This is a genomic window from Streptococcus ruminicola (assembly GCF_011387195.1).
Classification (GTDB): domain Bacteria; phylum Bacillota; class Bacilli; order Lactobacillales; family Streptococcaceae; genus Streptococcus; species Streptococcus ruminicola.
The window spans coordinates 810,319-834,368 of sequence record NZ_CP046919.1 but is presented as its reverse complement, the minus strand read 5'-3'; the positions used below and the strand labels follow the sequence as shown (position 1 = coordinate 834,368).

General features: G+C 36.2%; 23 protein-coding genes. 17 read left to right on the top strand and 6 right to left on the bottom strand.

Annotated elements, in window-relative coordinates; translation table 11 throughout:
• The first annotated feature begins 27 nt into the window (after positions 1 to 27).
• Both GPZ88_RS04210 and rpsD read left to right on the top strand, forming a co-directional pair.
• Complete coding sequence (locus GPZ88_RS04210; RefSeq protein ID WP_004233634.1) at positions 28 to 300, top strand: Veg family protein; 273 nt, start codon at positions 28 to 30, stop codon at positions 298 to 300.
• 256 nt (positions 301 to 556) lie between these two features.
• On the top strand, positions 557 to 1,168 hold the full coding sequence (gene rpsD / locus GPZ88_RS04205; RefSeq protein ID WP_004233633.1) for a 30S ribosomal protein S4: 612 nt from the start codon (positions 557 to 559) through the stop codon (positions 1,166 to 1,168).
• Positions 1,169 to 1,279: 111 nt separating this feature from the next.
• Here the strand turns inward: rpsD and GPZ88_RS04200 are convergent.
• Together GPZ88_RS04200 and GPZ88_RS04195 are read right to left on the bottom strand one after the other, a co-directional pair.
• Positions 1,280 to 2,631, bottom strand: a protein-coding gene (locus GPZ88_RS04200) for an IS3 family transposase (protein ID WP_142351877.1) whose coding sequence is annotated in 2 segments (ribosomal slippage) — positions 1,280 to 2,169 and positions 2,169 to 2,631 — 1,353 coding nt in all. Because the reading frame shifts where the segments join, the coding sequence is not laid out codon by codon here.
• Between the two features lie 71 nt (positions 2,632 to 2,702).
• On the bottom strand, positions 2,703 to 3,239 hold the full coding sequence (locus GPZ88_RS04195; protein WP_039696208.1) for a TetR/AcrR family transcriptional regulator: 537 nt from the start codon (positions 3,237 to 3,239) through the stop codon (positions 2,703 to 2,705).
• Positions 3,240 to 3,370: 131 nt separating this feature from the next.
• On the opposite strand from GPZ88_RS04195, the gene GPZ88_RS04190 reads away from it, so the two are divergent.
• Together GPZ88_RS04190 and GPZ88_RS04185 are read left to right on the top strand one after the other, a co-directional pair.
• Positions 3,371 to 6,214: a YhgE/Pip domain-containing protein gene (locus GPZ88_RS04190; RefSeq protein ID WP_166043562.1), complete on the top strand. Its 2,844-nt coding sequence runs from the start codon at positions 3,371 to 3,373 to the stop codon at positions 6,212 to 6,214.
• A 151-nt stretch (positions 6,215 to 6,365) separates the two neighbouring features.
• Positions 6,366 to 6,719, top strand: coding sequence for a DUF1304 domain-containing protein (locus GPZ88_RS04185; protein WP_074965511.1), 354 nt, complete (start codon positions 6,366 to 6,368; stop codon positions 6,717 to 6,719).
• A 36-nt stretch (positions 6,720 to 6,755) separates the two neighbouring features.
• On the opposite strand, the gene GPZ88_RS04180 is transcribed toward GPZ88_RS04185, so the two are convergent.
• The 4 genes from GPZ88_RS04180 to GPZ88_RS04165 all read right to left on the bottom strand — a co-directional run bounded on the left by GPZ88_RS04180 (position 6,756) and on the right by GPZ88_RS04165 (position 9,102).
• Positions 6,756 to 7,664 carry a DUF4097 family beta strand repeat-containing protein gene (locus GPZ88_RS04180; protein ID WP_166043559.1) on the bottom strand — a complete coding sequence of 303 codons (909 nt, stop codon included), beginning with the start codon at positions 7,662 to 7,664 and terminating at the stop codon, positions 6,756 to 6,758.
• Positions 7,661 to 8,245, bottom strand: a complete 585-nt coding sequence (locus GPZ88_RS04175; RefSeq protein ID WP_074603159.1) for a DUF1700 domain-containing protein — start codon at positions 8,243 to 8,245, stop codon at positions 7,661 to 7,663. Before GPZ88_RS04175 ends, GPZ88_RS04180 begins: the two co-directional genes overlap by 4 nt.
• Positions 8,232 to 8,558: a PadR family transcriptional regulator gene (locus GPZ88_RS04170; RefSeq protein ID WP_074561038.1), complete on the bottom strand. Its 327-nt coding sequence runs from the start codon at positions 8,556 to 8,558 to the stop codon at positions 8,232 to 8,234. The genes GPZ88_RS04175 and GPZ88_RS04170 overlap by 14 nt, the downstream gene beginning before the upstream one ends.
• 250 nt (positions 8,559 to 8,808) lie before the next feature.
• Positions 8,809 to 9,102 carry a WXG100 family type VII secretion target gene (locus tag GPZ88_RS04165; protein ID WP_166043558.1) on the bottom strand — a complete coding sequence of 98 codons (294 nt, stop codon included), beginning with the start codon at positions 9,100 to 9,102 and terminating at the stop codon, positions 8,809 to 8,811.
• 258 nt (positions 9,103 to 9,360) lie between these two features.
• Here GPZ88_RS04165 and essA point away from each other — a divergent pair, with 258 nt between their 5' ends.
• From essA to GPZ88_RS04100, 13 genes are all read left to right on the top strand, one after another.
• Positions 9,361 to 9,816: a type VII secretion protein EssA gene (gene essA, locus GPZ88_RS04160; protein ID WP_240915111.1), complete on the top strand. Its 456-nt coding sequence runs from the start codon at positions 9,361 to 9,363 to the stop codon at positions 9,814 to 9,816.
• A complete protein-coding gene (locus GPZ88_RS04155; RefSeq protein WP_021143345.1) occupies positions 9,797 to 10,063 on the top strand; it encodes an EsaB/YukD family protein in 267 nt (88 codons plus the stop codon). Before essA ends, GPZ88_RS04155 begins: the two co-directional genes overlap by 20 nt.
• Positions 10,053 to 11,201 carry a type VII secretion protein EssB gene (gene essB / locus GPZ88_RS04150; RefSeq protein WP_166043555.1) on the top strand — a complete coding sequence of 383 codons (1,149 nt, stop codon included), beginning with the start codon at positions 10,053 to 10,055 and terminating at the stop codon, positions 11,199 to 11,201. Before GPZ88_RS04155 ends, essB begins: the two co-directional genes overlap by 11 nt.
• A gap of 6 nt (positions 11,202 to 11,207) precedes the next feature.
• The gene (gene essC, locus GPZ88_RS04145; RefSeq protein WP_166043553.1) at positions 11,208 to 15,659 is read left to right on the top strand and encodes a type VII secretion protein EssC; all 4,452 of its coding nucleotides are present in this window, start codon (positions 11,208 to 11,210) and stop codon (positions 15,657 to 15,659) included.
• A 7-nt stretch (positions 15,660 to 15,666) separates the two neighbouring features.
• Positions 15,667 to 18,462: a type VII secretion protein EsaA gene (gene esaA / locus GPZ88_RS04140; RefSeq protein ID WP_166043551.1), complete on the top strand. Its 2,796-nt coding sequence runs from the start codon at positions 15,667 to 15,669 to the stop codon at positions 18,460 to 18,462.
• Between the two features lie 67 nt (positions 18,463 to 18,529).
• On the top strand, positions 18,530 to 18,946 hold the full coding sequence (locus tag GPZ88_RS04135; RefSeq protein ID WP_074561032.1) for a YwqH-like family protein: 417 nt from the start codon (positions 18,530 to 18,532) through the stop codon (positions 18,944 to 18,946).
• An 11-nt stretch (positions 18,947 to 18,957) separates the two neighbouring features.
• Positions 18,958 to 19,239, top strand: coding sequence for a variable surface protein mvspG (locus tag GPZ88_RS04130; RefSeq protein ID WP_166043549.1), 282 nt, complete (start codon positions 18,958 to 18,960; stop codon positions 19,237 to 19,239).
• The gene (locus GPZ88_RS04125; protein ID WP_166043546.1) at positions 19,239 to 19,901 is read left to right on the top strand and encodes a DUF4176 domain-containing protein; all 663 of its coding nucleotides are present in this window, start codon (positions 19,239 to 19,241) and stop codon (positions 19,899 to 19,901) included. Before GPZ88_RS04130 ends, GPZ88_RS04125 begins: the two co-directional genes overlap by 1 nt.
• Positions 19,891 to 21,624 (top strand): T7SS effector LXG polymorphic toxin, encoded by a 1,734-nt coding sequence (locus tag GPZ88_RS04120; RefSeq protein WP_166043544.1) that lies wholly within the window; start codon positions 19,891 to 19,893, stop codon positions 21,622 to 21,624. Before GPZ88_RS04125 ends, GPZ88_RS04120 begins: the two co-directional genes overlap by 11 nt.
• A 131-nt stretch (positions 21,625 to 21,755) precedes the next feature.
• Positions 21,756 to 22,361, top strand: a complete 606-nt coding sequence (locus GPZ88_RS04115) for a hypothetical protein (RefSeq protein ID WP_166043541.1) — start codon at positions 21,756 to 21,758, stop codon at positions 22,359 to 22,361.
• Between the two features lie 7 nt (positions 22,362 to 22,368).
• Positions 22,369 to 23,112, top strand: coding sequence for a hypothetical protein (locus tag GPZ88_RS04110; protein ID WP_166043539.1), 744 nt, complete (start codon positions 22,369 to 22,371; stop codon positions 23,110 to 23,112).
• 12 nt (positions 23,113 to 23,124) lie between these two features.
• Positions 23,125 to 23,553, top strand: a complete 429-nt coding sequence (locus GPZ88_RS04105; protein WP_166043537.1) for a hypothetical protein — start codon at positions 23,125 to 23,127, stop codon at positions 23,551 to 23,553.
• Between the two features lies 1 nt (position 23,554).
• On the top strand, positions 23,555 to 24,016 hold the full coding sequence (locus GPZ88_RS04100) for a DUF5085 family protein (RefSeq protein ID WP_039696124.1): 462 nt from the start codon (positions 23,555 to 23,557) through the stop codon (positions 24,014 to 24,016).
• Positions 24,017 to 24,050 lie beyond the last annotated feature (34 nt).

Genomic DNA, 24,050 nt, shown 5'->3' with positions numbered 1-24,050 from the left:
AAACTTTTATAAGGAGCAAACGATAAGATGAGTGATGCATTTGCAGATGTAGCAAAAATGAAAAAAATCAAAGAAGATATTAAAGCCCACGAAGGTCAATTGGTTGAATTGACACTCGAAAATGGTCGTAAACGTGAAAAAAATAAAATTGGTCGTTTGACTGAAGTTTACCCATCATTGTTTATCGTTGAATACAATGAAAACTCTGATGTTCCAGGTGCGATTAATAATTCATATGTTGAATCATACACTTATTCAGACATTTTAACTGAAAAAACATTGATTCGTTATTTTGATTAACTTTATCTAAGAATTAACATACAAAAGGCTTTACAGAGCCTTTTTTTTATGTTAAACTAAATTCCGTGTGAAATAATAGCGGGAGAGTATGAAGCTCGTCAACAGTTGGCTCTTCTACAGCTTTTCTTCCTATAGAAAAGCTTCTAGAAGTCGGAAAAGTAATCTTGGCTGTTTAGATGAAAGTCACCTGCACGAATCAGGATTCTCTAAATTGTTATTTCCTACAAAATTTTTATTTTATAGGAGGACATTTTAAATGTCACGTTATACAGGTCCATCATGGAAACAATCTCGTCGCCTTGGCTTGTCTCTTACAGGTACAGGTAAAGAATTAGCACGTCGTAACTACGTGCCAGGTCAACACGGTCCTAACAACCGTAGCAAACTTTCTGAATACGGTTTGCAATTGGCTGAAAAACAAAAACTTCGTTTCACTTACGGTGTAGGTGAAAAACAATTCCGTAACTTGTTCGTACAAGCTACTAAAGTTAAAGGTGGAACTCTTGGTTTCAACTTTATGGTTCTTTTGGAACGTCGTCTTGACAACGTTGTTTACCGTCTAGGTCTTGCAACTACTCGTCGTCAAGCTCGTCAATTCGTTAACCACGGTCACATCCTTGTTGACGGTAAACGTGTTGATATCCCTTCATACCGCGTAACTCCAGGTCAAGTTATCTCAGTTCGCGAAAAATCAGCTAAAGTACCTGCTATCCTTGAAGCTGTTGAAGCTACTCTTGGACGTCCAGCATTTGTATCATTCGACGCTGAAAAACTTGAAGGTTCATTGACTCGTCTTCCAGAACGCGACGAAATCAACCCAGAAATCAACGAAGCTCTTATCGTTGAGTACTACAACAAAATGCTTTAATTCACTGTTTATTGAAGTATTTAAAACCACGGTTTTTCCGTGGTTTTTTTGTTTTTTATTGAATATAAAAAAGCCACCGTTTGTACTGACCCCAAAAAGTTGGACAATTAATTATTGAAAGGATTTAGTCCTGTATTGTACAGGGCTAAGTCCTTTTAGTTTGACTTTAATCCGTTTATTATTGTAATAATCGATGTAATGAATAATGGCTCGTTTGAGTTCATCTAGTGACTTAAAGGTTTTCTCAAAGCCATAAAACATTTCTGATTTTAAAATCCCAAAGAAAGATTCCATCATACCGTTATCTGGGCTGTTTCCTTTACGGGACATGGATGGACGAATTCCTTTTTGATTGAGAAATTCATGATAAAACTGATGTTGGTATTGCCAGCCTTGGTCACTGTGAAGAATCGTATTGTCATAATGTTCATCTGGAAAAGCTTGCGTTAACATAGTCTTGATTTGTTCTAAATTCGGTGAAGTTGATAGGTGATAAGCGATAATCTCGCTATTATAGCCATCTAAAACAGGGGATAAGTACAACTTTTGAGAGCTAGCTGGAATGGCAAATTCTGTGACATCTGTGTAACATTTTTCGTAAGGTTTTGAAGCTTCAAAGTGACGTTGGATGAGATTATCAGCTTTCTTACCAACTTCACCCTTGTAAGAGGAATATTTACGTTTACGACGAATACGTGCAGTCAAATTCATACGTTTCATTAAGCGTTGTACTTTTTTGTGGTTGACCAAAAAGCCTTGGTTTCTTAGTTCCAAAGTGATGCGGCGATAGCCATAGTTGCCTTTGTGCTCGTCATAAATCATCTTGATTTTAGCTTTAAGAACCTTGTTTTTGTCAAGCTTATTTAGCTGTTTCAAGTGGTAATAGTAAGTTGAACGAGCCAAACCCGAAAATTCTAAAAGGATATCTAGTCTGAATCCTCCTCTAACCATTTCTCTAATTGTCGCTGTTGTTCGCGCATTTTGGCTTCGTCCCTCAAGCGAGCTGCTCTCAACTTTTTTAGGAAAACCAGCTGAGTACGTAACCGCTCATTTTCCTCTCTAAGTCGTTCTAGCTCAGTCATTTCTTCCCAGGTTTTCTTTGGTTTACGCCCCATTTTGCTTGGTCTCCCTCTTGTTTTCTCAACAATAGTATACCCATTTTTCTTGTATTGTGCTAGCCAATTGGAAAGTGTTCCTATGTTAGGAAGAGCATATTCAAGAGAGACAGACAATTGAGTACGACCTTCAAGAAGGACTTGATTGATAATTTCTTGCTTTAGTTCAGGAGAATAATACCTATTTTTACTTTTTTTAACAATCTCTACGCCATATCGGTCCATAAGCTTAACCATGTAACGTAGATTTCTAGGATTAACATCATAGGTTTGACCCAGCTGAGGCCAAGACAAACCTTGTTTTCTGAGTTTATAGATTTCTAGTTTATCTTCATAAGTTAATTTCATACAAAAAGCACCCCAATCGTTAGATTTTTTGTCTAACTTTTGGGGTGCAGGTCACGTTATGGTGGTTTTTGTTAAAGCGGCAAAAGTTTTAGAATGAGATTAGTCATTTGGCGTGGTGATTCTTTTTTACCTTTAGCAATCCAAGATTGGCAAAGGCCGAAAAAGGCATAGGCGAAGTAAATACTGCTGTACTCTCTCTCGACAGGGCTTAATTCGTCACGGCCAAAACGGTCTTGTAAATCAGTATTAATGAAAATACGTACTTTATTAATGATAAAAGCTTGGAATTCACGAGTTCCGTTAGCTGAAATCAAGGCAGATAAGAGCTGCTCACGTTTTAGAAATTCAAAAATTTCCAAAAAGGCTTGTGCTTTATTGCCTTCGTGTTTTTCAAAAATGTATTCAACCTGATTAAAGAGCGTTTGTTGACAAGAATCAATTAACTCAAACTTATCCTTGTAATGAGTGTAGAAGCTAGAGCGGCTAATACCAGCTTCTTTGGCCAACTTAATCGTTGTAATATCATCAAAACTTTCTGTTTTTAAGAGGCTAACCATAGCTTCTTGAATAGCCCTCTTAGTGTTTGCTTTGCGGTTGTCATGTGCCATAAACAATTTCTTTTGAACACTTTTAGACAGAGTGTCCAAAATCTCCTTCTTTTGTCTTGAAATTATTTCATATCCTTGTATAATATATTTTATCATAATTTTTGAACAGTGTGTCTAAATTAGGAGAAAATATGTTAGAAGAATTAAAAGCACTTATTAAAAGTCCCAAACTTTGGGTAACAATGATTGGGGTTGCGCTTGTGCCAGCTCTTTATAACTTGTCATTTATAGGCTCTATGTGGGACCCTTACGGTAGTTTAGATAACTTACCAGTGGCAGTTGTAAATGAAGACAAGACAGCAACGCTTAATGACAAGAAATTAACAATCGGTGACGACATGGTAGACAGCATGTCTAAAAATAAAGCTCTCGATTATCATTTTGTTAGTCAGAAAAAAGCTGATAAAGGCTTAAAAGATGGTGACTACTATATGGTTATCACTTTGCCAGAAGATTTGTCAGAGAAAGCTTCAAGCTTGCTAACAGATAAACCGAAGAAACTAAACATTAAATATCAGACAACAGCTGGTCGTAGTGTGGTTGCTTCAAAAATGAGTGAATCAGCAATGACTAAGCTTAAGGATACTGTCTCAGAAAATATCACGAAGACTTATACGAAAGCAGTCTTCAAAAGTATGACTAGTCTTCAAGATGGTTTGAAAAAGGCTAGTGATGGTGGAACACAACTGGTTGATGGAAGTCAAAAGCTTGAATCAGGTAGCCAAACCATTACAGATAACCTTAATAAAGCCGCATCAGGAAGCCAACAACTTGCTGATGGCTCAACAACACTTGCCAATGGTCTTGGTGAATATACAGCTGGTGTTGGAAAACTAGCACCTGGTCTTGACAAACTCTCTGGAGGTGTTTCAGCATATACTAATGGTGTAGGACAATTATCAGCAGGGTTACCAGAGTTATTGGCTGGTGCTAATAAATTATCAGCAGGTGTGTCAGAGTATACCACTGTTGAAGGTCAAGTCGCCAATGGAATGCCTCGATTGACGCAAGGTTTTAATGCATATGCAGGCGGTGTTAATCAGGCCTCGGTTGGTATGAATGCTTTATCAGGAGGTTTGATGACCTATACCAATGGTGTTTCAAAAATCTCAGCAGGTCAATCTGCCTTTGAAACAGCAGTAACTTCATATACTAACGGCGTAAGTCAGCTTTCAGCAGGTTTGACTCAATTAAATGCTAAATCTAAAGATTTAACTGATGGTATTAATCAATTACAAACAGAAAGTAGCAATAATCTAGATCAATTGATTGCAGGTGCGACTAGCCTAAATAACGGCTTACAAGCCATTCAAAATGAACTAAATAATACAAGCTTGCCAGACACTTCACGATTACAAGAAAATCTTAATAATCTAAATCAACTTGGACAAAATTTGTCTGCGATGAGTTCAGCGATTTCATCTATTAACAGTTCAGACTTGGCAGCAGTACAGTCAACGTCTGCTTACCAAGGTCTTAGCCCAGAACAACAAGCTGAAATTGATGCTGCTATCACTAATAGTGCTGGTGCAACAACTGCAAATAATTTAACAAGTCAAATTTCAGGTATTCAAACACAGCTTGCCTCACTTCAAGATTTATCAGCACAATTAACGAATTTATCATCTCTTCTTGATAAAGTAGCTGCCTTAAAAGCGAATGCTTCAACTGCTAGTGCAGGAAGTCAACAATTAGTAAATGGTTTGACACAATTTAAAGCCGGTTTGACATCAGATCAAGGTATTCCAGCTTTGGTTTCAGGTATTTCTAGCTATACAGCAGCTGTTGAACAATTAACTGCAGGAGCTAACCAAATAACTGGTAATAATGAAGCGTTACTATCTGTAGCTTCTCAATTGAGCTCAGGTAGCGATGCACTTGTTTCTAATAATGCTCAATTAATTGCTGGTGCTGGTGTTTTACAATCTGGATTAGGACAATTAGTTACTAAGAGTCCTGAATTAAGTAATGGTCTTGCTCAAGCTCAATTTGCAACTTCAGCTTTAGCTGCGAAAAATGAAGAATTAGTGAGCGGTGGTAAGGCAGTAGCTGGCGGTGTTAAAAAAGCAACAGATGGCGCTAATCAACTCGATTCTAAAAGTGATGAGTTAAGAAGCGGTGCAAGTGAAGCAGCATCAGGTGCTAACAAGTTAGCTTCAAACAATGATAAGCTAAATAGTGGTGCTAAGCAATTACAATCAGGGGCACAAGAATTAGCTTCTGGTTCAAGCAAATTGGCTGCTGGTAGTGGCACATTGACAAATGGGTTGACAACATTGACAAATGGGTTGACAACATTGACAACGTCACTTTCTGATGCAAGTCACCAATTATCACTTGTCTCTGTGGATGGTAAGAATGCAAAACTTGTTTCTGAACCTGTTTCTACAACAGCTAAGGATAAAGATAGCGTGAAAACAAATGGTATTGGTATGGCGCCTTACATGATTGCTGTGTCACTTATGGTTGTTGCTCTTTCAACAAACGTAATCTTCGCTGATTCATTATCTGGTCGTCCTGTTAAGAATCGCTTTGAATGGGCAAAACAAAAATTATTCATCAATGGTTTGATTTCAACAGCAGGTTCAATCATTCTTTATGTAGCTATCCAATTTCTTGGAGTTGAAGCTAACTATGGTTGGCAAACACTTCTCTTCATCATCTTGAGTGGATGGACATTGATGGCACTTGTTACAGCCTTGGTCGGTTGGGATAACCGCTATGGTTCATTTGCTTCATTGCTTATGTTGCTCTTACAAGTAGGGTCTGCAGGTGGATCATATCCAATTGAACTTAGTCCGAAATTCTTCCAAGTTGTACATCCATATATGCCAATGTCTTACATTGTTTTAGGTTTACGTCAAACCATTTCAATGACATGCTCAAACGGCAAAGAAGTAGCTGTTCTAACTGGTTTCCTTCTTGCCTTCATGGTCTTAGGTCTTGTCATTTATAGAAAACAAGATGCAGAGTGATAGGTTTCCTATCCTCTGTTTTTTTGTAGGCAAATCATTTGAAGAATGTCTTAAGCTTTTGTATACTTAACAAAAGTCGATTAATTTAGAAACGTTTACGATGAGTTTACAGGTGTGTAAAATCTGTAGATTATGAGAAAGAGGAGAAAATATGTCAATTATTACACTGATTTTAGCTGCTTTAGTAGCTTTGGAACATTTTTATATTATGTATTTAGAGACATTTGCGACACAGTCTAAAGCAACAGCGCGTGTCTTTAACATGTCAGAAGAAGAGCTGCAACGTGAATCTGTAACCAATCTATTTAAAAACCAAGGAATTTATAATGGTTTGATTGCTGTCTTTTTGCTTTACGGTATCTTTACAGGAAATGCAACTGTTGTGGTCATTTTCCTTTTGAATGTTGTTCTGGCAGCTCTTTATGGTAGTGTGACTGCTGATCGAAAAATTATTATTAAACAAGGTGGTTTAGCTATTTTAGCCTTATTAACATTTTTATTTTAAGATATAAAAAAGGTGCCGACACGGCACCTTTTTAGTTTAATTAATAGTAATGTCACCGGTATTACCGTCAACTTTTAGGATGTTTTTGGTTGAAGGAATTAGGGAACTTGAGATATCACTGTCTCCCATACTATGGCTTGATTGTACAGTAAGGTTTTTATCAGCTAAAGTGATGTCGATGTCGCCGGTTGAATTAGATAAGTTATTTATACCTTCAAATGAAATAGCATTGGCTGAAAAATCTCCGATTGAAAGGTTAATACTTGAGTCGGTTAATTTACCATTTTCAATATCAATATCACCCGTGTTGGTTGTTAGAGAGAAGTTGGTAAAATCAGAATCTTGGAAGTAAGCGTCCCCGACAGAGAGTGTACTTTTTCCTGATTTAAAGGCACAATTGGTAAAATCCAAATCTCCAGCATTGAGTTCGATATTAGCGTAATCAGCATGGATATTTTTTACTTGGAGGTCACCAACTTTTAGGTTAGTTTTGATGGACTGAATGTCTGTATTTTCAGGAACAGAGATAATAATGGTATGTTTATTGGTTACTGTCCCAGTTTTCGCTAGGTTAATAAGGTCAGCTAAACTGATAAGGTTAATGGAAGATCTGTGGTTACCATTCCAGCTGCCTGTTTGTTTAACAGCTAATGTCCCATCTTTAGTGACTTGGTAAGAAACAGGAAGTTTTTTACTGTCAGAGTAGGAGATAAAAGGCTTGTCAATGTTTTCTTTTGCGATTGTGACATCAAAAGCTGTTGCATTGATATCAATTTTATCAAATGTTTCAAGGGTTGCTTTGTGGTGTTTGATTTTAGCTTTCACTTCGTATTTTTGGTTGAGTTTTGTTAAACCTCCAGTTGCTAAGCCGACGCCAGCTAGCCCGGCTCCTGCTAAACTAGCTCCAATCCCGATACCTAAAACAATTTTTGTCCACTTTTTCATGATTTTCTCCTTTTACTTGCCGCTTTTTGAATTAATTTGCTGATACTTTTTACTGCGAATTTCCCAACAGCACCAGCAGCTAAAAGAGCTAGTAGTGCTAATCCGAGTGATAGAAGTCCCAAGCCAACTCCCAAGGCTGTTGTTGATGGGGCGATACTGAGGTAAGACCAACTGTCAACCAACATGTAAACGCCAGATGTTAAAAGGGCAACTCCTAGAGCTAGTACCATAGCTATAATGGCAATCCCAATCGCCAAAATGGTAATAATAACCATAAGTAGTGCCAAAATGAGTGGTAGGGCAACTGGGCTAGCTAGAATAGCTAAGATAGCAATCCAGATAATGACAGCTCTGTTTTTAGGGGATTTTTCATCCTCAACGATTTTTTCATCGAGTAATCGACTGATAATATCATGAGCTGCATCTTTTGGTGCTCCAAGTTCAGCAATAACTTCTTCTTCGTTTTCAGGACCAGCTTCATCGAAATATTCTCTGAAATAGTCCATTGCTTCCAGATAATCCTCTTTTGGCAATTTTTTGAGGTATTTATCTAATTTTGCCAAATACTCACTTTTCGTCATCCTCTAATCTCCCTTCGACAATGTCATCGATTTTAGTGGTGTACAATTGCCACTCACCCTTTAGAAAGGTGAGCTGCTGTTTACCGCTTTCTGTAGTGGTGTAATATTTACGTTTGCGACCTTGGTATTCTTGTTGGTAGGTGTTTAAATAACCTGCTTTTTCGAGTTTCTTTAAGATGGGATAAAGTGTTGATTCTTTGATGTTAGCTACCTTTTTGATAGTGTGACTAATAGCGTAACCGTAAGAATCTTCTTTATCAACAATCGCTAGGATAAGAAATTCAATAACCGTCGCAGAAGTTGGAAAATACATAGCAAATTCCTTTCTGACAATATATAAAATTTTTATATATAATTATTTTATATATAAACTATAAATTAGCTTAATCGAAAAGTCAAGCATAATGTATAAAAATTTTATATATTATAAAAATATAGAGTGTAAAGATAAAAAAACTACTGTAAACTTAGGTTTACAGTAGCTGTTGAAATCAAATTTTGGAAAAGGTGGATTCTGTTAATGATATTTTTAACAGTCTCCCAGTCCACCTTGCCAGAACAAATTAGTTAAGTCCGAATGAAGCAGAGTCTTGTGCGTCACGTTCTGCAACAGTTTCAGCATAGTTGTTTAATTGTTGATTGATACTTGCAAGCAACTCTTTAAATTTTTGAACTTGAGTGTAAAGTTGGTTGTATTGTTCAAGGTAAGCGTTGAAAGCTTGACCTTTCCATTCTTCAGCAATTTGACTGTTCATGCTGTTTACAGATTGGATAGCTTGCTCAATTTGTTCTTTTGAACGAGTGTAAACTTGAGCTTGCTCCTTAAGTTGTTCTGGTGTTACGCTAATAGCGGCCATAAAAATCTCCTTTAAAATTTATTTTTTTCTAAATTATACGCTTTTATTTTTTTTTGTAAAGTATAAACCGCAAAAAATAAATTTTATTTCATCGGGTGAATAAATAAATTGGTCCTATGATATCGTTTTATATGGCAAAATATTTGAGTGAAAAGGCTTATTTTGCTATTGGTAGATAGCTTAAAAAGTGGTATAATTATGAGACACACATGAAAGGGAATTTTAATATAGACATTTAGGAAAATGAAAAAAGGGATAATGGGGATTTATATTTTGTGTTTATTATTAAGCACACACATCGTTTTTGCAGAAAACGGCAATCTAAATTTAAATACGGACTCTATTTCTAACACGAAACAGAAGTCAGCAGGTAATAGCATTGAGGAGCTTTATGCGCCGAATCTTTTCTTAAATCGCACACAAGAAGTTGTTGATAAGGAACATCAAAAAGAAAAGAAGATGCTAACAACTGCAAATCATTCTGTTTTTAAGAAGGATAATAAAAAGACAATTTATTATCGCTTAGATACTGAGAAGGTGACGTCAAAGCAATTTGTTAATTATCATGTTGATGAGAGTTATAAAGTTGCTAAAGAGAACCAATCTCAGAAGAAATCGTATTTGAATTCGATTGCTGTTTTTTGCTTTTTTATTTTGATGACAGGATTGGGAATTTATTTGGGAAGGAAACGTCATGGCATTCGACAACATTGATATTACAATTGCTTATCAAGATAAGCAAATTGATTTACGAATTTCGCGAGGTTTGTCTCTTATTAGGCTAGAAGAGTTATTAAGAGAATTACATATTTTGTCTCGGCTGGGTTTTGTTGAAAAGGAAGATCAAGCTTGGGAACTTTGCTTGAAAAATAAGGCGATAACTTTAAATCGCTACGAGATGTTAGTTAATTTTCCGTTAGGAAATGGGGATATTTTGGAGATTAAAACTTATGATATTTGAGGATAACCATTTAAAACTTGTAGAAAATGACAATCAGTTATTAGTGACTGTGCAGCCAAGTGATTATGATCGAAAGAGTCAAGAATTTATTAAAGAATACGTTAAGGCGCAAGTATCATTGACTGAAAATGGGGAGTTGGTCTTAGCATATGAGTTGCCAGCTTTTTCAGAGAGTTTAGCAACTTGCATTGCTAAGGCAACGACAGATTTGGAGCGTTATTCTTTAGCTCAAAAAGTGGCGACACTGACTGTCAAACCAAATGACTTTAATGTTGTTTACCTTCATCCGCAAAATATTTATGTTTCAGGTAATGATGTTCGTTTGATTCACTATGGGGTCAGTCATATTTTAGCGCCTCAAGTGTTTAATCAAGAACGATACTTAAAGGTTTATAAAGCTTTAGTGGCTTCTATTTTGTTGCCCAAGGTCGATTTTGAATTAGCGGTTGAAGGACTCGATGCGGTTCGTGAGTCAATTGCTGAAAAAATCAATGCCTTTCATTCGATTGCTGAAATTAATCAATTTATCAGTGAAGAATGTCATCGTTTAGAGCAAAAAAATAAAGAAAGTAAGGTCCAAGTTAATAAAAAACAATGGCGTGCGTTAGTTGTCGGAGCAATTGTTCTAGCAGTAACAACATTGACTTTAGGATTCTTTACTTATAAGTCATATTCGAGAGATTTACCGCTGAAAAATGCTGTGATTGATGCGCAAGCTGCTTTTATGTCAACTGATTATGACAAGGCTATTGATATCTTAGAACCTTACGGTATTAATCGTCTGCCGAAATCGGCCAAGTATGTTTTGGCAACTAGTTTTGTAAAATTAGATAATCTTAATTCTGAGCAAATGGAAGCTGTTTTAAATACGATTACTCAGTCTTCAGATGAAACTATTTTGAATTACTGGATTTATTTAGGACGTGGTGACTTGGAAAAAGCACTTGATGTGGCTCAAAATATCGGCGACACTCAGTTGATTTTACACGCTTATACGAATTTATATGAAAAAGTGAAAGCTGATACGAAAATGAGTGGTTCTGATAAGCAAAAGAAACTCAACGAATACGAGAAAGAAATTAGTAAGCTTTCTAAAGAACTTGGAGAAACATCAGGTTCACAATCTAATGGGGATTAATGATTTATGAATCAAAATGATAATGTAACTTATTACCACCACCTTGGTGACTATTTGGGAGATGACAATCAATCACAAGCTTTTTTGTTAAGTTTGTCTGATAAATTATTGTACATGCGTTTTTCGGAAACAACTCCTTTGGATTTTGATGGTAGTCGCTATAGTTTAGGTGATGGTGAGATTTTTAGAAATGGTCAAAAGATAGCTAATCAGAAAGTTCTTGGAGACACAGAAGATTATTATTTTTTGAAACCTGAAACAGATATTTTTACGCTTTACTTGTATCCGCCACATGAAAACTTTGTCTTGTCGTCATCTGATACGGCAGATATTCATTTGGATAGCGAGACCGTTGTCTTATTTTCTAAAGAAAAGGTTTATATTGAGTCTTTAGGAACTTCGTTAGTTTATCTTAATGGCAAGCGTGTCCGTGATAATATTTCACAATCATTTAATGTGGGTGATTCTGTTTATATTGAGGACTATTTGATTGAATGTCGTCATCACCAATGGAAGATAACACGTTTTTGGAACAAGCCAGAACTGACACAAATGGAAAAATTCTTGTTTCAAGCACCGATGAGTGAATTTCCAAGTGATTTTCCAGATTATCACAGAAGCCCTCGTATTGTACCAACCATTTATAGTGATGCGATTGTCATTGACAGTCCTATGGAAGCCAGTTCAATGGGACGTAATTCTCTACTTCGCGCGATTGTTCCGCCACTTGGGATGTTTGGGATTACTGCTTTGACAAGTCTTGTCAGTCGTAGAAATCCTTGGATGATGCTTGGTATGGGCGGCTTTAGTTTGCTCACTGCTGGGATGACGTTGACACAATATTTCCAAGACAAGAAATATTATAAAAAGCAAGAACTAATTCGTGTTGAAGATTATGACCGCTATCTCTTAAAACAAATCTCAACATTAAGTCATTATCACAATGAAGAAAAAGAAATTTTAGACTATAACCAACCAGATATGGACACTTTAGCTAAGATGGTTTTTGATTATGATTCTCGTATTTACGAACGAATGAATTATAATGCTGACTTTTTACAAGTGTCTTTAGGGACTGGTGATATTGATACGAAGTTGAAACTTCAAACCTCTTTTAAGGAGCAAAGTAAGGATAAACAAGCTATTTTTGCTAAAAAGACGGTTGAAAAGTATCGTAAACAACATCAGGTGCCGATTACTTTGTCTCTTAGCCAAGCGACTGTTGGTATCATTGGAACCTATGATACAACTTATCCAGCAATCTCTAATCTTTTGATGCAACTGGCGGTTTTTCATAGTTATCAAGATATTAATTTTGTAATTTTAGTACCTGAGGAGTCTTATCAAGCAAATTGGTATCAATGGCGTTTCTTACCGCATTTCAAACTTCAGGAACGTAATGTTCGTGGCATTGTTCATGATGCGCGTAGCCGAGATGCTGTTTTAAATGCTCTTTATCAAATTATTCAAAAACGCATGCAACTTAAGCGAGAAATGGGAAGTAAAGATGTTCGCTTTGCACCTCATTATGTAGTGACTATCTTTGATGATTCTTACTTGGTTGGACATAGTCTAAATGAATATTTAGCTGAAGATTTGACAGAATTAGGAATTACAGTGATTTGGATTAAGGAAGCACAGCGTTTCTTGCCAGAAACTGTGACAACTTTGGTGGAATACCAAAACCAAAATGTGGGGCAAATTATCAATGATAATGGAGAATATCTAGCACAACGTTTCACACCATATCCAGAAAGTAAAAATTACGAAGCGATTGCTAGAACCTTGGCAAATTTGCATCACGTGGAAGTCGAGAAGAATTCGATTCCTAAATCAGTTACTTTCTTGGAACTTTATAAGGTTGAAAAAGTTGAAGATTTGCAGTTAGCTGAGCGATGGGCTAAGGCAGATACATCGAAAACTTTAGCGGTTCCTTTGGGACTTCGAGGACGTGATGACATTGTTGAGTTGAATTTGCACGAACGTGCTCACGGTCCTCACGGTTTAGTTGCAGGGACAACTGGTTCAGGGAAATCTGAAATCTTGCAATCTTATATGCTATCTTTGGCTGTTAATTTTGGTCCAGAAGATGTTGGTTTCTTGCCGATTGACTTTAAAGGTGGGGGAATGGCTAATCTCTTTAAAGGTCTTCCGCACCTTATGGGAGTTATTACGAACTTGGATGGTGCAGCCAGTGCGCGTGCGCTAGCTTCTATTAAAGCAGAACTTCAAAAACGTCAACGTCTGTTTGAGGCTTTTGGAGTCAATCATATTAATGGTTATACGAAGCTTTATAAGCAAGGGAAAACAGCCACAGATGGTGGCAAATATCCCACAAAACCATTACCACATTTATTCTTGATTAGTGATGAATTTGCAGAGCTGAAGGCTAATGAACCTGAGTTTATGTCAGAGTTGGTTTCTGCTGCTCGTATTGGTCGTTCACTTGGGGTTCATTTGATTTTGGCAACGCAAAAACCATCAGGAGTTGTTGATGACCAAATCTGGTCAAACTCACGCTTCAAATTGGCTTTGAAAGTATCAGATAAGTCAGATTCAAATGAAATCATAAAAACACCTGATGCTGCTAGTATCGTAGAACCTGGACGTGCTTACCTACAAGTCGGGAATAATGAAATTTATGAACTCTTCCAATCTGCTTGGAGTGGAGCAAGTTACCAACCAAACAAATCAGAGAAGCAAGAGGAAGTCGATGATCGTATTTGGTTGATTAATGATTTGGGGCAATACGAACTTTTGACAGAAGACCTTTCTTTGGAAGAAGACTTGAATGTTCAAACAGAGAAGACTCAGACAGAGCTAGAAGCTTTGGTGGATTATATTTCAGTCTATTCGCAAACAGCAGGAGTGAGAATTCCTGATAAACCTTGGTTGCCACCGTTAGAAACTAAGATTGTTTCTCCAGTTTTAGAGATGTCTTGGTCTGAGGAAAAATGTTTGGCTGTGCCATTTGCCATGATGGATGTACCGTCTGAACAAGCTAAGCGTAATTATAATTTTGATGTGGAAGAGTTGAGTCACACTGTTATTTATGGTTCACCAGGTTTTGGTAAATCTGTTGCTTTGCAGACTTTAGTAATGAATTTTGCCCGTCTCAATACGCCTGAACAAGTCCAGTTTAACTTATTTGACTTTGGAACAAATGGGCTTTTACCATTGAAAGATTTGCCTCATGTTGCTGATTTGACACGTCTGGATGAGGAAGAAAAACTTCTAAAATTCTTAAAACGTATTGATAATGAATTGAAAAAACGTAAAGACTTATTTGCTGAATATAGTGTTGCAAGTCTTTCTCAATATGAGCAAAAAACTGGTGAAAAACTTCCTGTTATTCTTACTGTAATGGATGGTTTTGACGCGATTAAGGATAGTCCAAAAGAGGAGGTTATCGAAGCATGCATGAATCGTATTTTACGAGAAGGTTCAAGCTTGGGTTGCTATCTGATTGTGACAGCTTTGCGAGCTAATAGCTTGAAGATTAGCATGTCAAGTAACGTTTCAACTAAGATGGCTTTATTCTTGGTTGAAGACCATGCGGTTAAGGATGTTATTGGACGTAATGCCTTGATTCCACAAGAAATCTTTGGACGTGCTCAGGTGAACGATGATAAGCCATACGAGATCCAAATCTATCTTCCAAGTGAAGGTGATGAAGATATTGAGCGTTTGCGTCACTTAGAAGAAGAGGTGGCTGAAATGGATAAAGCTTGGACTGGACAACGTCCAAAAGCTATTCCAATGCTTCCAAATGACATTAGCCTTTCTGACTTCTATGGCAATGCTTATACGATGACAATGATAAATCATTTGCAAGTACCGCTTGCCTTTGATAAGGAAACAACAAATGTTATCGGTTTTGTGCCTGAAAAACATGGTTATTTTGTTATTATGGATGACACCCCAACGCAAACACGTTTGTTTGAAACAATTATTCTTAAGAATATGGCTTATTTTAAAGGACACGCGCAGCGCATCGTCTTTGATCCAGACCAACGTTTTGAAGGGGTTGTTGATAGTTTTGATTTGATAGCGTCTGAAGAAAATTACAGTACGGTTATGAATGATTTGCTTGGAGAAATGGCTTCGCGTTCGCCAGAAGTTGTTAATCAACCAATTTTCGTCTATGTACCAGAGGCCCATGCTATCAATGATAAATTAATATTGTCTAACAGTGCCTTGGATACTATCTTGAAAAAAGCAGCTAAAGTTAATATCTATTTTATTTTCCAAGGGCATCAAAAAACGATTGAAACGCGCTTTGATGAATTTAACAAACGCTTGAGATCAAATATTCCAGCTGGAATGTTTGGTACGCGATTTGCAGATCAAAACATTATTAAAGGTCGAACACGTTACGGAGAACCTCTATTAGAATCAGATGAAGCGCAGTTCTTTGAAGGTAGAGAAGTTTCTCGCGTTAAAATACCTAAGGGATAGGAGAAAAATGAAAAAAATTAAGATTAAACCAAGTATTGTAGTGATTGCATTTAGTGTTTTCATTTCTATTTTGGCAATTTCATCAGGAGTCTTTGTGTATACGCAAGACAAAGAAGTTTCAGTGACAGATAAAGCTAAAAAAGACGAGCAATTGACCGTTGCTTTGGTTAATGAAGATGCAGGTGGTAACTTAAATAATGTCAATTATAACTTCGGTCAAGAATTCACGAATTTATTAACCAATGCAGGGGATTCCAAAGAGAACTGGGTTACCATGCCACGTAGCTTAGCTGAAAGTAAATATAGTGACGGCAGTGCAGATGTCATTATTTATATTTCAAACGACTTTTCAGACAAAATTCTTCAATTGGAAAGTTTTAATCCGTCACAAGCTAAAATTGGTTATAAAGTTAAAAAATCAACAGACACTGTTAAAGAAAAAAATGTTGAAAGCCAGGTTGGCACATACTTGAACTTGATTAATCAACGTGTGATTAAAATGTATTTCTCTAGTGTGATTGGAAATCTTGATGATGCCAAGCGAAATGTTGCAAATATCGTAAATGACCAAGAAACAAGCTATACAAGCTTATCTAACTACATTTACACTCCATCAAATGCGGCTAGTCAAAACCTTGGTGGTTTAACAAGTTATGCGACTGCTCTCCAATCAGGGAACAAAGCTTTTGAAGATAGTCAGGCGAATTTCACCAAAGGCGTTTTTGAAATGCTTAACTCAACAAGTAATGGTTTAAATGGGGAATTACCAGAAGTCAAAAGTTTTGTTGATCTTCAAGCAGATATTGCTAAAAGTAATGTCGCTACCGCTAATACAGCTATTTCAGATCAATTTAAAACAGATACAGACCTTTATAACAACTTAAACGATAACGCTCTTAGTAGTTTAAATAAATTTTACGCACCATCGGCTATCACAAGTGAATCTAATGGTGGTAATACCGTTTATAATTTATTTGCAAACAGCATTTCAGATTATAATGGCATTATTGAAAATTATCGCAGTCAAGTTGAAAATACTCGAAATCGCTTGATGGATTTATTGAACCAGGTTCAAGGAACACGCTCAAAAGTATCTGAACAATATTTCAATGCAGACTTAGGACTTGATAAGAATAATTATTTAGGAATTGGTAACCGAGAAGACCGTAAATCAGCTATTAAAGGTGATGTTCAAAATCAAATCACTAATCAGCAAGTAAAAGATGCTCTTGCTAATCAAATTAAGAGCTCACTTGGTGGGACTCTTCCATCAGAGTATGAAGGAGAGATTGCTAATTTGATGGGAAGTATCGATGTTAACAGTGCTGATTACAACGTCCTCTTTTCAAAACTAGAAAGCATGGGAGCTATCACGTCTGACGAAGTGGCTGCTTATCAAGCAAAACTAGGCTTACTTAGCCAATACCAAGCAGTAAAAGGTGTGACAACTGCTGGCGGAGCAACTTATTCATTCTTAACTGCTGAAGATGCTAAACCTAGCCAATCAAACGTAGTTTCTATTAATGTTGCACCGACATCAACACAAGTAACAACACAAGTAACTGATTCAGCTAAAGATGCTTCTGAAGCAGAATCAAAAGATAAGCAAACAAACTCTCAAGAAAGCACTGAAACAAAACAAGATGCTACAACTGTTGCCATCACTGACGTTTCAGGAGGAAGAGTTGTATTTGCAGATGATTGCTCAACAAGTAAACAGATCACAAGCGCTCAAAGCTTGAAGATTGCCTATACTTTTGATTCACTTGCTGTTGGTACTCATGCCATTAACTTCAATTTGAAAATTGGTGACAGTACTATTCCAATGACTTATACAACTTTTGTGACAGATACTGCAGATGATGTGGCATTGGTTAAAGAAGATTTAAAAGCTATTCTAGCGCAATTAAGCAATATCAGCACAGCAGCTGCTATGGTTCAAACTTTATACGGTGAACCTGGTCAAACTGATTTAAGTAAAGTCAATGTAGCCAATCCATCAGCTAACTCTGTAGTTAAAATGTATGGCAATTTGACGTACGACAATATCGCAGGTCTTGATATTGATAACTATAAAAATTCAGGGCTTACTTTGTACACTGAATTGACTAATGAAATGACTGAATTGCAATCAGCTATTAATGATTTACCTGGTTTATCAGACGAGCATTTGCCTCGTAATTATTTTGCACAAGGTTTACAAAGTTTAGTGGCTTGGTATAATTCAGCTGCCGATAGTTTGAATGCAGAATTTTCAAATTGGTCACATAATCAAGCCAAGGTACTTAACGTAGCTCCTTATGGCAGTGGAAATGCAGACGGAACTAGTCTTTATGTTGATGCTTCTAGTGGAGATGCTCTTTATAGCAGTATTTCAGAACTTGTCAAATCAACGTCAGATAATGCTCAATCAACAACAAGTAATTATCAAGCATTGGGAACAATGACTGACCAGTTTACACAATTGGTTTCTCAAGTTAATACGATTCAAAAAGATGTTGATGATACTATGGCAAATACTAATAAACTTATTAGCAGCCAAGCTGGCAATATCCAAGAAAGCACAACATATGCTACGAACTTTTCTAAAGTATTGAAAAATGCTCGTAGTGGTGGTACAGATAATGAAGCAGTCATGAATTTCTTGTCTAATCCAGTGAACATCACGAAAAAAACAACCAGTGGTGTGGTTGCAGAAAAAGATAATAAGATTTGGATTGTTGTGACAGCTCTTGTTTCAAGTATTTTATCAATTATCGTGACATATTTCTTAACGAAATCAAGCAAACCAAAATCTAATTAAGTAGGATAAGTCCGGGTGCTTTTAGCATCTGGATTGTCTTGCATTTATTTTAAAAAGGGAGAATGCTGTGGGGAGCAAAGAAGTAAAACATTATCAAAGTTGTGCTAGAACTTGTCGTAGTCACAGTAGTAGTTTGCGTTCTAATCGCAAAGCTGCTATGGACAAAAAAGAAAAATTGGAAAAGGCAAAATCTAAAATTACCAGTGAATTAAGTCAAATCTCTAGTCAAAAATCGACCTTGTCGACTTTAAATAACGTTGACACAGGAAATTTTGTAGGTGACCGTCAAGCTAAGTATCAAGGAAAAATGTCGGCGGCACTTCAAAAGTTATCAACTTATAAGACAAGTGAAGATGATAATTTGACATCTATTAATAATAAAATTGCTGAACTGGAGACTACGATTTCAAGCCTAACATCGCAAATTAGCAGTTGGGATCAACAGGCTGTGATGTATGATCGTATGGCTGCAAGTAGCATGTAAGGGGAGAATTTATGGCAAAGACGGGAGTAGATTTAGAAGAGTGGAAGAGTTTAACAGATGGTATTACTTCTTCGACAAAAGGTATTAGTAAGATAAAATCACTGACATTTACAGAAACAACTTTAAAACCATTTCTTGATTTTCATAAGAATATTGATAAATTTAATGCATCAATCAAGAAATTGAAGACTTTTACTAAGGATGATGCTGATAAAATGTATAAAGCTGGTAAAAATAAATCAGATGATGATGCTAATGAAGCCAAGCACACACGTAGTAAGGGAGGCAAATAATGCAAAATGAATGGCTGCTAATGCTTAAAGAAGCTTTGAAATCTTTACAAATTACTGATGCAGATATCGAATTTTTGGAGAGCTTGGCTTTAGTATTTTCAGGACATCCAGATGTTTTTACAGCTTGTCACTTGGCTTATTTGGATGAAGAAAAAGCTTATCAGTACCATCCAATTATTGGAGCCTCTTATGAATTTACCTTTGATTACGATTTAGGCAAGGTGACGATTAGCAGACCAGATGGTCAGTTGGACTTGTCATTGCCACTATTTCAAGCATTTTTATCATACGTGGACTTGTTATTTGGCAAAATTTATCCTTTAGGCAGTATTGTTGAGCTTGATAAGGAGCTTTTACCTGAAGAATTGGTGGCTTCTTTTGCTCGAGAAAATATGGATTTTAACGTTGTTATCACAGGTCGCCGTGCTTTGGTCAATAACCAGACAGCTTATGCTGATTATATTGGCTATGTCTGGCCGTATGGCATGGATTTTGAGACGCAACCGCTTTTGATTAGTAATCTTTTTGTTAAACGTGTGATTTCAGAAGGTTATACGGATGCGCGTGACAAGCATTATTGTGATGAAGAGTTACGTCGAGCTTATTTTTATGATAAAATTTTCTCAACGTTGTATCCAAAGGGAGAGATTTATGAAGATTAAGATGAGTGAGGTAATAGCGCAACGCGATAGCCTCAAAAGCTCTATCAGCCAAACAAAGAGTCAATTATCAAGCGCCAAGAAAAAGCTTAAAAGCGCAGCTAATTCAGAGGCTCTAAAAGGTGACGTTAAAGATGCGATTGATAATAAAATCACTAATTACCAAGTGCCTTTGCTGACGAATTATGTGAATAGCTTGGATGTCATCTCGCAGGGCTATGATAATCTTATCAGCACTTTTAAGAGTATTGTGAGTGAAAACAGTGACTCTGCCATTATTGACACAGATGTCTTGCAACAAATGGTGGACAAGTTCGACTCGCCGCTAGAGCAACTAAAGACAAGCTCTAACGCGATTAACAAGGCAATTGACGATGTCGCAGACATTGTCACACTAACTAAAGTGACAACGGATGATGCCATTTCAGAATTTAGAGGAGCCAAGAAAGTCCTAACTAACACTATCAAAGACATGGGAACTTTCAATAATACCGTCTTCACCAGTGAAGCAGGCGACATCCTAGACGAACAAAATACGCAAATTGGAAGCTTATCTAACCTAGGAAGTAGCTCATACACCAGCAAAAAAGCAAAAGATTTCTACAAGAAAACAGCTTTCAAGACAGAAGTCAAAGAAACGAAGCTTGTTGTTAGCGGTAAGGCTAGACGAGACCAGCTAAAAAACGAACTCGCCAAGAATTTGTATGACTCTAAATACAGTGGGTATATGGTAGAGCAGACAAGATTGGAAGCAACTGTTGGTAGTATCACAGCACCTTACTTGGTGGGTAAAAAATACTATAAAACTGCTAAAAAGTGGGCAACCTCAGCTTATGCTGAATATCGTTTCTCAGAAGATCGACTTGGAAATACAATCATTAAAAAATCCGAGAAAACTGTTGACCGTGTTTTGGATTTTGTTTTTGGAACAAGTAAAACTCTTAAAAAGAAAAAGTCACACAGTATTGTTCAATATCATGGCAATAAAACAGTGACTAAGAGTTTTGAAAAAATGATGAAAACACTTGGTGAAACGGATTATTCAAAAGAAGTCAGAAAGTCATTAAAAACAATTGAAAAAGATGGCTTAAAAGGGGTAGCTAAAGCCAAAGAAATTGCGAAAGGTGTTGTAAGAGGAACAAAATCTAATGTGATTTCTGAAGCTGAGGAAGCATTTAATACAAAAACACTTAAAAATGTGATTAAGGCTACCAAGAAATCTGGTAGAATCACTAAAGGTGTGAAAACAGCATTTAAGGAATCAAATGTTGGAACAGCTCTAAAAACTGGTTCAAAATTTGCGAAGGGTGTAGCTGTTCTTAATGTTGTAGATGGTGTGGTTGAGACTTTTGGTAATGTTGAAAAAAATAAAACCCAAGCTAAAAGACAAGGGTTACATGGAGCAGAAGTTTCAGCCAGTGTAGCGACAGGTTTTGTCGTGGATGCAGCTAAAGCTACCGTTAAAGGAGTCGCAAGTACGGCTGCAGCTACAGCAGGAGCGGCTGCTGTAGGGGCCTTTGCGACAGGAGTTCTTGGCCTTACAGCAGCTCCTGTACTAGTAACAGGAATTGTAGCAGTAGGAGCTGCTATATTTGTAAGTAATAGGATTGATAAGATTGATAAGAGTACTAATCTAACTAATAATGTAAAATCTAAAGTTAACTCTTTTATTAAAGGTTGTGGTGATTTTGTAAAAGGAATGAAAGGTTGGAAATCATGGACTTAAATTTAATTAGGCGTCTAAAAATATTGTTAAAATATCAAGGAGAAAATATTAAAAGCGGTGTGAGTCGAATTGGAAATTATACGGGACTGTTTATATTATATCCTTTCATACTCTGGAGCTTTTTTACAACAATGAATACTTCAGAACTCTCGCTTAATTTAAGTAAGTTTATTTTTTACATTGGTCTTATTGTATGGGGGGCTGCACTTTTATTGACAGTCATAGATTGTTTAAAAAAGAACCAATTTCTTGTTGGACTTTCAACGTGCTTGATGTATATTTATGGCATTTTTACATTACCAATCTCTTCAACGGCAGCTTGGGGAGATGGTAGATTAAATTTTGTAGCTTTGCAAGAAGTATCAATTATTTTATGGCCAATGATTTATTATATTATTTTGGCTTATTTCATGATAGATAAAGAAGGGCGAGTTTTAAAAAATGATAAGGAAAAGTTAATTTTTGCTTATATTATGATATTTCCAATTGCTTTAGCTATTGTTGTAGCTGTGCCAATGATTTATTTTATTTCGGAATATTATTATATTTATTTAGCTTGGGGATTAGAGGTAACATTTTCTGTTTATCTAGTAGCTATATGGCAATATGTTTTTTACCCACTCCGTCACAAGGATGATGAGGTTGTTGATTCAACAGCTCAAAGTAAAGTAGTAAATGCATTAAATGAGACGTTACAAAATAAACATTTTGGTAAAGATGAAATTAAGGAAGATTGATGGTCGCATGGGCTTAATTGAGCGTTTAAAGTTGCAGCAAAAGCGAAAAAAAGAGGCTGTTAAAAAAGGAATGTCTCGCTTGGGAAATTTATCAGGATTATTTATTTTATATCCTCTTATATTCTTAGTGTATTATGGTACTATGAGTGACTCTGAACTCCCAATAGTATTAAGTAGGATAATTTTTTACTTAGGCATTATTATTTGGATGATTTCTTTATTTTTAACAGCTTGGGATTTTCTTCATAATAATCAGGTTCTTGTTGGACTTTCAACATATTTTATGTTTATTTATGGACTTTTTGTAACTCCAATTGTATCAACAACAGCGTGGGGTGATGGTAATTTACAATTTATCATTTTACAAGAAGCTTCCATTATCTTGTATCCAATTATATTTTCACTTATAATGGCTGTGATATTTACTGGTAGAGATGGTAATTTTCGTTTTGCTAAACTGAGAAATATAGTTGGTAATATTTATATTTATATCCCTGCCCTTGTAGCAATGTTTGGATTATTAATGTCATATCTTGTTTCAGAGTATTATGTTATCTACCTATTCTGGGGCCTAGCAATGTTTTGTTCTATTATGCTAGATTTAGCATGGTACATGGCTTTCTACCCACTCCGTCACAAGGATGATGAAGGTGCTGATTTGGCAGAAGCTTCAGAAGTTCAAAGTAAAGCAGTGAATGCATTAAATGAGACGTTACAAGAACAACATTTTGATAAAGAGAGATTTAAATAAAAGGGAGTTAAAATGATTGAAAAAGCTATTATTAAGCAAACACATTTAGTGAAAAAGACGGTTCGTATTGAGGCAGATCAGTTACCAGCTTTATTTGAATATACAGAGTATTTGCCATTTGAATTTGGTATTTATAAAGATGGTCCAACATTTTTTGAAATTACGCCGTCACAATATCAAGAAGAAAAACAAACTTATGATGTTTATATTCCAATTAACACTGAGGTTGCTTCAACTGATGATTTTACGTATGTACCAAGCTTAGAAATAAAAGGTGTGCGCAAGCGAGTGCCTTTTGAGGAAGAACTTGATGAACATTTAAATAGCATGAAAGATTACATGCGAGAAGAAGGTCTGGCTATTCCTGATAAACTCTTTTTAATCATTACACCGGTTTATGGTCAATTATTTGCGGATATTATTATTCCGGAGGAAAATTGAAATGACAGAGATTTTAGAAGGACGCAATCAAACCTTAACGCTATCTAATGTTTGGAGTGTTAATTATACTGTTGAGGTAGATAAGATAGGGATTGCTTTTAAAGATGCCTTAGATAGTATCACAGCTGCTGGTTACACCTTAAAGACTGATTTGTTTTATTCAACACCTCAAGTAGAAGGTCATGATGGCATGCTAGATATTACGGTTTATTTACCTGTGAATGAAGACTATCTAGGAGAAGAAGTTGAGTTAGCAGAATTTAACAGTTATTTTTCAATTTCGACCATGTATGGTGTTCGTATCTCAAGCACAAATCCTGAGGATTTTGATAAAGCTTTAGAAAAACTACAGGCTATGTTAATTGAGGATGATGCTGAAGAAGCTTCACCAATCTTTTTCATGTCTTCAAAGATTAACGGAACTGTTTATACAGACATTAGAATCGGTGTTCGTTTTGAGTAGAATACAAAAAGCTAGAGACTTAGTCTCTAGCTTT

Excerpts from the sequence above, each read along its gene's own strand:
- GPZ88_RS04210 (WP_004233634.1), top strand. The coding sequence starts at position 28 with ATGAGTGATGCATTTGCAGATGTAGCAAAAATGAAAAAAATCAAAGAA.
- rpsD (WP_004233633.1), top strand. The coding sequence starts at position 557 with ATGTCACGTTATACAGGTCCATCATGGAAACAATCTCGTCGCCTTGGC.
- GPZ88_RS04195 (WP_039696208.1), bottom strand. The coding sequence starts at position 3,239 with ATGGCACATGACAACCGCAAAGCAAACACTAAGAGGGCTATTCAAGAA.
- GPZ88_RS04190 (WP_166043562.1), top strand. The coding sequence starts at position 3,371 with ATGTTAGAAGAATTAAAAGCACTTATTAAAAGTCCCAAACTTTGGGTA.
- GPZ88_RS04185 (WP_074965511.1), top strand. The coding sequence starts at position 6,366 with ATGTCAATTATTACACTGATTTTAGCTGCTTTAGTAGCTTTGGAACAT.
- GPZ88_RS04180 (WP_166043559.1), bottom strand. The coding sequence starts at position 7,664 with ATGAAAAAGTGGACAAAAATTGTTTTAGGTATCGGGATTGGAGCTAGT.
- GPZ88_RS04175 (WP_074603159.1), bottom strand. The coding sequence starts at position 8,245 with ATGACGAAAAGTGAGTATTTGGCAAAATTAGATAAATACCTCAAAAAA.
- GPZ88_RS04170 (WP_074561038.1), bottom strand. The coding sequence starts at position 8,558 with ATGTATTTTCCAACTTCTGCGACGGTTATTGAATTTCTTATCCTAGCG.
- GPZ88_RS04165 (WP_166043558.1), bottom strand. The coding sequence starts at position 9,102 with ATGGCCGCTATTAGCGTAACACCAGAACAACTTAAGGAGCAAGCTCAA.
- essA (WP_240915111.1), top strand. The coding sequence starts at position 9,361 with ATGGGGATTTATATTTTGTGTTTATTATTAAGCACACACATCGTTTTT.
- GPZ88_RS04155 (WP_021143345.1), top strand. The coding sequence starts at position 9,797 with ATGGCATTCGACAACATTGATATTACAATTGCTTATCAAGATAAGCAA.
- essB (WP_166043555.1), top strand. The coding sequence starts at position 10,053 with ATGATATTTGAGGATAACCATTTAAAACTTGTAGAAAATGACAATCAG.
- essC (WP_166043553.1), top strand. The coding sequence starts at position 11,208 with ATGAATCAAAATGATAATGTAACTTATTACCACCACCTTGGTGACTAT.
- esaA (WP_166043551.1), top strand. The coding sequence starts at position 15,667 with ATGAAAAAAATTAAGATTAAACCAAGTATTGTAGTGATTGCATTTAGT.
- GPZ88_RS04130 (WP_166043549.1), top strand. The coding sequence starts at position 18,958 with ATGGCAAAGACGGGAGTAGATTTAGAAGAGTGGAAGAGTTTAACAGAT.
- GPZ88_RS04125 (WP_166043546.1), top strand. The coding sequence starts at position 19,239 with ATGCAAAATGAATGGCTGCTAATGCTTAAAGAAGCTTTGAAATCTTTA.
- GPZ88_RS04120 (WP_166043544.1), top strand. The coding sequence starts at position 19,891 with ATGAAGATTAAGATGAGTGAGGTAATAGCGCAACGCGATAGCCTCAAA.
- GPZ88_RS04115 (WP_166043541.1), top strand. The coding sequence starts at position 21,756 with ATGAATACTTCAGAACTCTCGCTTAATTTAAGTAAGTTTATTTTTTAC.
- GPZ88_RS04110 (WP_166043539.1), top strand. The coding sequence starts at position 22,369 with ATGGGCTTAATTGAGCGTTTAAAGTTGCAGCAAAAGCGAAAAAAAGAG.
- GPZ88_RS04105 (WP_166043537.1), top strand. The coding sequence starts at position 23,125 with ATGATTGAAAAAGCTATTATTAAGCAAACACATTTAGTGAAAAAGACG.
- GPZ88_RS04100 (WP_039696124.1), top strand. The coding sequence starts at position 23,555 with ATGACAGAGATTTTAGAAGGACGCAATCAAACCTTAACGCTATCTAAT.